Below are 7,042 nucleotides of genomic sequence, written 5' to 3' on the forward strand. Positions count from 1 at the left end.
TGTCCGGCGTCCCGCTGGGCGGCACGGCCGCCGCCCTTCTCGGACTCGGCATGATCCCCGCGTTCGGCTGGCAGTCGATGTTCTGGCTCGCCCTCGTTGCGCTCATCGTCCTCGTCCCGCTGGGCTGGCGCTTCCTGCCGGAAACGCTGAGTTTCGCGCCTGCCGAGGCGGGCGAGGAGGCACCGGGCGAGCGGACGACGCCGGTGCCTCCGGCGGCGGCCCAGCCCACCACGACCCAGCCCACCACGCAACGGACGACGGCGGGCGGCGGCTTCCGAGGCCTCTTCCGCGCCCCGTTCCTCGGCCTCAGCATCCTGTTCGCGGCCTCGACGCTCTTCACGCTCTTCGCCTGGTACGGGCTCGGCACGCAGCTGCCCAAGATCATGCGCGACTCGGGCGCCGACCTCGGCCCCGCGCTCACGTTTACGATCGCCCTCAACCTCGGCGCCGTGGCCGGCTCGATCGTGACGGCGTGGGCCGGCGACCGGTTCGGCACCGTCCAGACGTCCGTCGTCGCGGCGGCCCTCGCGGGCATCGGGCTGATCTCGCTCCTCGTGGTTCCGGCGGGGAACAGCGCCTACGTCTACGGCGCGCTCGTGATCGCGGGCGTGGGGACACACGGCACCCAGTCGCTCGTCATCGCAGCCATCGCGGCCCGGTACCCGAACGAGCTCCGCGGCACCGCGCTCGGCTGGGCCCTCGGCGTGGGCCGGATCGGCGCCGTCCTCGCGCCGCAGCTCTCCGGCCTCATGCTCGCGACCAAGTCGATCCCGCCCGTGGCGAACTTCCTGCTCTTCGGGGGTTCGGCGCTCGTCTCGGCGGTGCTCCTGGCCGCCGTCGTCGCCGTGACGGTGGCCCACCGCCGCCGCGCCGTCGCCGTCGTCGGCTGAGTCCGGCTTCTCCGGCCCCAAGCCGCTTCTCCGGCGTAGATTCCCCACGGAGAAGCGGCTTTGGGCAGCAGGTGGCCCCCGAAGACTCAGGCGAGCGCCGCGACGACGTCCTCCCCATCGCGCCACCGCGCGACGAGCCGGGCGGAGCCGCCCACCTCGGCGCCGAGCACGCGAGCCACCCGCAGCGTCGCACCGCCGAACGTCACCTCGCACACGGGGCCGTCGGACAGGAGAGCGGGCAACTCGCCGAGCGTCTCCGCGAACGACGACGGCGCCGCCGCACCTGAGGCGCTCACCCGGACATCGGGCTCCTGGAAGCCGACCACGGCGTCGCCGTCGTGCACCTCGAGCACGGCCTGATCCTGATCGCCCGCCGCGCCGCGCATGAGGGCGGCCACGGCGGCCGGGTCGCCGACGCCGTCGTAGGCCCAGCGGGTCCCGAGGGCGGAGTGCTCCATGGTCCCGATGAGCCACCGCTCGGCGCCCGCGAGCGGCGCACCGCGATAGGTCAGGACGAGGTGGAAGACCGTGCCCGCGCGCTCCACAAGGAATCCTTCGATGCCGACCTCGCCGTCCGGATCGTCGAAGCGATAGCTGCCCGCGCGGCGGAGTTCTCCCTCGCCGCCCGCCCACGGCTGGCGGGCCAGCCACGTGTCAAGGAGCTCGAGCTTGCTGGGGACCAGGGTTGCGCGATGGATCACAGCCACGCGATCATCCTAGCCGCGCGGAGGGCGGCTTCCCCGCGGAAGCCGCCCTCCGTCGTCGTACTCGATGTGTCTCGGGCCAGCGCCCAGTGGCCCAGCGCCTAGTGGCCCAGCGCCTCGATCGCCGCCTTCGCGGCCGGGTCGGAGCCCACGAGGAACGCGTCGATCCGCTCGGGCTCGCCGTCCTCGCCGATCGCGGAGGCGGCCCGCCCCAGGTTGTAGAGCGCGCGCAGGAAGCCCTGGTTCGGCTCGTGCTCCCACGGGATCGGGCCCGCGCCGCGCCAGCCGTTGCGGCGCAGCGCGTCGAGCCCGCGGTGATAGCCAACGCGGCTATAAGCATAGGACTCGACCGTGTGACCCTGCGCCCACGCCTCGTCGGCCAGGATGGCCCACAGGAGCGAGGACTCAGGGTGCTCGGCCACGAGCTCCTCCGCGGATTCGCCGAGAGCCAGGCCGCGGTAGACATCATTTTCGGCCGGAAGCCGCGTGGGCTCGGGGCCCATGAGGTTGGTGCGGAATTCGTCGCTCACGGAGCGCTCCCACTTTCTCTGCCCCTCCGGGAGGGGACTTTCCCGAGGCGCCGCCGAAGCGGCGCCTCGGGCCCAACCGGTTACTTGATCGACTTGCCCTCGGAGCCGAGCTGCTGCGCGGCCTCGACGACGCGCGCGGCCATGCTCTTCTCCGCGAGGGCGCCCCACACGCGGGGGTCGTAGGTCTTCTTGTTGCCGACCTCGCCGTCGACCTTGAGCACGCCGTCGTAGTTCGAGAACATGTGGCCGGCCACGGGGCGCGTGAACGCGTACTGCGTGTCCGTGTCGATGTTCATCTTGATGACGCCGTAGGAGACGGCGTCCGCGATCTCCTGCTCGCTCGAGCCCGATCCGCCGTGGAACACGAGGTCGAACGGGCGGTCCTTGCCGAGCTTCGCGCCGACCTCGGCCTGGATCTCCTTGAGGATCTCGGGGCGGAGCTTGACGTTGCCGGGCTTGTAGACGCCATGCACGTTGCCGAACGTGAGGGCCGTGATGTAGCGGCCGTTCTCGCCCGAGCCGAGCGCCTCGACGGTCGCGAGGCCGTCGGCGACGGTCGAGTAGAGCTTCTCGTTGATGGCGTTCTCCACGCCGTCCTCCTCGCCGCCCACGGCGCCGATCTCGACCTCGAGGATCATCTTCGCGGCGGACGTGCGGGCCAGGAGATCCTTCGCGACGCGGAGGTTCTCCTCAAGCGTCTCGGCGGAGCCGTCCCACATGTGCGAGTTGAAGAACGGGTTGCGGCCCGCCTGGACCTCGGCCTCGGACGCGGCGAGGAGCGGGAGGACGAAGCCCTCGAGCTTGTCCTTCGGGCAGTGGTCGGTGTGGAGCGCGATGTTGATGTCGTAGTTCTTCGCGACCTCGCGCGCGAACGCCGCGAAGCCGAGCGAGCCGGCCACCATGTCCTTCACGGACGCCCCAGACCAGTAGGCGGCGCCGCCCGTGGAGACCTGGATGATGCCGTCCGAGCCGGCCTCGGCGAAGCCGCGGATCGCCGCGTTGAGCGTCTGCGACGACGTGACGTTGACGGCCGGGAACGCGTATCCGCCGTTCTTGGCGGAGTCGATCATCTCGGCGTACTTCTCAGGGGTGGCGATAGGCATAGAAGCTCCTCGAGTCGTGTCCGTGCGGCAGAAATCAGCGCGCGGCGTGCTGGCCACTTCACATCCTAGCGATCGCCGCGGCGGCGGCCACGTGCGGGCCTCCACATGACGTGGAGGCGGCGCTCACCGCCGGGCGCCTGGGTGCGCCCGGCGCAAAGAAAGGACGACGACGGCGCCCCTCCCGCCGTCGTCGTCCTCCATCCGCTCCCCCAGCTTGGGTGAGCAGGCCTTGGCGCCCGTGGGCGCGGTGATCAGTGTTGGGCCGCGACCTGCTGCGCGAACGTCTCGGTCATGCTGCCCACGCCAGTCGTGTCGTCGTAGCCGGGGGTCGAGACGAGCGAGCTGTCGAGGCCGAGCGTCGCGACGTACGTCTGGCCCGTGGCCGGGTAGGCGCGAGCCATGTTGACCGGCGTCGACGGCGAGGCGACGTCACGCATCGCGGCACCTGGCGCAGCCGCCGCCGCGTACACGGCCGGGTTCGCGAAGCCGATCTGCTTGCCCGTGGCCGCCTGAGCGCTCGCCATGAGTCCCGCCGTGAGCGGGCAGGCGAGCGAGGTGCCGCCGATCCGCTCTTCGGCGTAGGCACCCGTGTTGAGCGAGTGGTCGTTCGTGATCGCACTCAGGCCGATTCTGAAGCCCGTCCACGGATCCGCGAGCGCCGCAACGTCCGGTGAGACGCGCTTGCCGTTCGCGAGCCCGGCCGGGACCAGCGCCGCCTGATACGCGGGCTGGGCGAAGGCCGCGCTCGTTCCGCCGCCAGCACCGTAGACGAAGGAACCCGGAAGGGAGCCGCCGTACGCGAGCGTGCCGTTCGGCTGGGCGACGAGCCGCTGGCGCGTGGTGCCCCACGAGGTTTCGAACAGGTAGTTGTTCGACGCTCCGAGGGCCAGGCTCGTGCCGCCCACGGCCGTCACGAACGGGGAGCTCGCCGGGAAGTCCGGCGAGGTGTAGCCGAGGTTGGCCTTCTCGTCGCCGCTGTCACCGCTCGAGAAGTACAGGCCGATGCCCTCGGAGGCCGCCTGGAGGTGGATGTCCTGCTCGCCGCGGAGTGCGTCCGCCGAAACGGCCTCGCCGACGTTGCCGTAGCTGTTGCTCACGATCGTCGCGAGCTTGCCGTCGAGGATCTTCGACATCGCGATGTCGAGGCCGCCGCCGCAGTTGGACCCGGCCGCGTACAGGATCGAGGCGCCGGGAGCCGTCGAGTGGACGGCCTCGACGTCGAGCGCTTCCTCCCCCTGCCAGCCGCTGGGCTGGGCGCAGAGAGCCTGGTCGTAGTACACGGAGGGAAGGTTCTCGCTGTACGTGCTCGACGTGAGGGCCGGAAGACCGTGCAGCGACGAATACTGGTTGGCGTCCTGGAACATCGTGGGAGAGGCGAACGCGTCGATGATCGCCACGGTCTGGCCCGAGCCGGCGGTCGCGTTGACCGTAGTGCCGTCACCGATCCCGTACGTGGCCTGCATCTGCGCCGGCGTGTAGCCGCAGAGAACGGTCGGGACCGACGTCGCACCGGTCTGCGTGGGCGGAACCGTGACCTCCTTCTGGTCCCAATAGCTCGAGCACGGCGTGGACAGGGGAACCGGCGCGACCTGTCCGGACGGCTGGGCGTCGCTGCCCTCGCGGACGCTGTCCGGTCGCGTCAGGAGCCGCCCCTGATCGATGCTCACGCCGGAGACGAGCGGCGCGATGTCGCCCGGCAGCGTGGGGGCCCGGTCCGGCCCGATGACGCTGGAGTTTTGGAACGAATAGGTCTGCTCGGCCACTTGGAACGCCGCGTTGATCTGGGCGACCGTGCCGCGGAACACGACGTACATCCCGCTGGCCGGGACGCCGGTCACGACCATGCCCTGGGCCTTGACCCACGCGACGAGCTGGTCGGTGGCCGCCTGCGACGGCGCAAATTGCGCCTTCCACTGGGCCGGGCTCAGGTACTGGCCGTACGCCGGGTTGCCGGGGGTCGAGACCGCCGTCGCGAACCTCTGAGCCCCCGCCTCATCCGGGAGCTGGAGGTAGATCTCGCCCTCGACCGTCGTGTTGGTGAGCGGGATTCCCGTCTTGGCCCGGGAGCCGGCCCACGAGGGCACCGAGCCGGGATACGACTTCGAGTGTGAGGGCGGTGGGCTCGGCGGTGAAGCCAGGGCCGCCGTCGTCGTGAGCCCTGCTACGCAGGCGACGCTGGCTGCGGTCGCGAGGACCCGAAAGGAAAGCCGATGAGAACTGCGATGAAAGACCATTGTTGTTTCTTCTCCCCCGTCACACGAGATTCAGAAGGCTCGGATGCAGCGACCCTAGTTCTGAAAGAACTGTTGCAGTAGTGTCCGCAAGCTGGGAATTGTCTGTGAATTTGAGAGTCCGCTGTGAGTGGAGGGACGGGAAGCTGCCCGGTAGGCTTGTTCTGCGCAGGGGAGTATCCCGAGCGCTGCACACGTCAACACGTCGGGCGCGGGAGCCTGGCCGGGTGCAGCGGTCTGCCGGTTGTGCGAGGGCAGACGGAAAGACTTGCGGCGGTTACGCCTGCCTGCGAAAGGGACTTCGATGTCCGTCTCCCCTCTTGTCTGGACCGTCACGGTCGTGGTCATCCTGGCCCTCCTCGCGTTCGACTACTTCTTCCACATCCGCAAGGCCCACGCGCCGTCCCTGCAGGAGGCCGCGCTGTGGTCTTCGGTGTACGTGGGCGCGGCGGTGCTGTTCGGCGTGGTCGTCCTCCTGCTTGGCGGGACGGAGATGGGCGGCCAGTACTTCGCGGGCTTCATCACCGAGAAGGCGCTCTCGGTAGACAATCTCTTCGTCTTCCTCGTGATCCTCGCCAGCTTCCGCGTGCCCCGCGAGGATCAGCAGAAGGTACTCCTCTTCGGCATCGTGTTCGCGCTCATCGCCCGCACGGTGTTCATCTTCCTCGGCGTCGCGCTCATCGATGCGTTCTCGTGGATCTTCTACCTCTTCGGAGCGATCCTCCTGCTGACGGCCGGCCAGCTCCTCAAGCCCGGGAGCCACGACGGCGAGGCGGAGAACTTCGTGGTGCGGCTCGCCCGGAAGTTCCTGCACACATCGGAGCGCTACGACGGCGACAGGCTCTTCACGGTCGAGAACGGCCGGCGCGTGCTCACCCCCATGCTGCTCGTCATGGTCGCGATCGGGGGGACGGACGTCCTTTTCGCGCTCGACTCCATCCCCGCGATCTTCGGGCTCACCCAAAACGCGTACATCGTGTTCACGGCCACGGCGTTCTCCCTCATGGGCCTGCGGCAGCTGTTCTTCCTCCTCGACGGCCTCCTCGACCGCCTCATCTACCTCTCCTACGGCCTCGCCGCGATCCTCGCGTTCATCGGCGCGAAGCTCGTGCTGCACGCCCTGCACGAGAACACGCTCCCGTTCATCAACGGCGGCGAGCACGTGAAGGTCTTCGAGGTCACCACGGGGCTCTCGCTCGGCGTCATCATCGGCGTTCTGGCCGTGACGATCGTCGCCTCGCTCGTCAGCCCGGCCGGCAAGGCCCAAACGGCCATCAACAATGCGCGCCGGCACGCCGAGAGCTACCTCGACCTCGAGTACACGGCGGATGCCGCCGAGCGCGAGCGCGTCTACCGGAATCTCGTCGAGGAGGAGCGGGCCATCCGCGCGATGGACAAGAAGTACCGCGACAAGGCGAAGGACGTCGAGGCGATCCGCGCCAAGGTCCGCGAGGCCCACGCGCGCCACGAGGAGTACCTGCGCACGGCAGGCTGATCCACGGTCGCCTTGCGCAGTCGCGGATTCCGACCAGCTTTGGCCGGCGAAAACAAGCGGCGACGGCGCGCCCTCGGCGACACGCCGCC

General features: G+C 69.7%; 6 protein-coding genes. 2 read left to right on the plus strand and 4 right to left on the minus strand.

The window, feature by feature from the left end; genetic code table 11:
- A partial coding sequence (locus ACLN58_RS15330) for an MFS transporter (RefSeq protein WP_415856121.1) occupies window positions 1-890 on the plus strand: 890 nt, incomplete at its 5' end.
- Window positions 891-976: 86 nt separating this feature from the next.
- Here ACLN58_RS15330 and ACLN58_RS15335 read toward each other — a convergent pair.
- The 4 genes from ACLN58_RS15335 to ACLN58_RS15350 all read right to left on the minus strand — a co-directional run bounded on the left by ACLN58_RS15335 (window position 977) and on the right by ACLN58_RS15350 (window position 5,311).
- Window positions 977-1,597 carry a maltokinase N-terminal cap-like domain-containing protein gene (locus tag ACLN58_RS15335; protein ID WP_415856122.1) on the minus strand — a complete coding sequence of 207 codons (621 nt, stop codon included), beginning with the start codon at window positions 1,595-1,597 and terminating at the stop codon, window positions 977-979.
- A gap of 98 nt (window positions 1,598-1,695) precedes the next feature.
- A complete protein-coding gene (locus ACLN58_RS15340; RefSeq protein ID WP_415856123.1) occupies window positions 1,696-2,124 on the minus strand; it encodes a DUF3151 domain-containing protein in 429 nt (142 codons plus the stop codon).
- Between the two features lie 80 nt (window positions 2,125-2,204).
- Entirely contained in the window at window positions 2,205-3,227 is a 1,023-nt protein-coding gene (gene fbaA, locus ACLN58_RS15345; RefSeq protein WP_415856124.1) for a class II fructose-bisphosphate aldolase, read from the minus strand.
- Window positions 3,228-3,478: 251 nt separating this feature from the next.
- Complete coding sequence (locus tag ACLN58_RS15350) at window positions 3,479-5,311, minus strand: S53 family peptidase (RefSeq protein WP_415856125.1); 1,833 nt, start codon at window positions 5,309-5,311, stop codon at window positions 3,479-3,481.
- A 451-nt stretch (window positions 5,312-5,762) separates the two neighbouring features.
- On the opposite strand from ACLN58_RS15350, the gene ACLN58_RS15355 reads away from it, so the two are divergent.
- Window positions 5,763-6,953, plus strand: a complete 1,191-nt coding sequence (locus ACLN58_RS15355) for a TerC family protein (RefSeq protein WP_415856126.1) — start codon at window positions 5,763-5,765, stop codon at window positions 6,951-6,953.
- Window positions 6,954-7,042 lie beyond the last annotated feature (89 nt).

Source organism: Sinomonas sp. G460-2, from assembly GCF_047759905.1.
Classification (GTDB): Bacteria; Actinomycetota; Actinomycetes; order Actinomycetales; family Micrococcaceae; genus Sinomonas.

Excerpts from the sequence above, each read along its gene's own strand:
- ACLN58_RS15355 (WP_415856126.1), top strand. The coding sequence starts at position 5,763 with ATGTCCGTCTCCCCTCTTGTCTGGACCGTCACGGTCGTGGTCATCCTG.
- fbaA (WP_415856124.1), bottom strand. The coding sequence starts at position 3,227 with ATGCCTATCGCCACCCCTGAGAAGTACGCCGAGATGATCGACTCCGCC.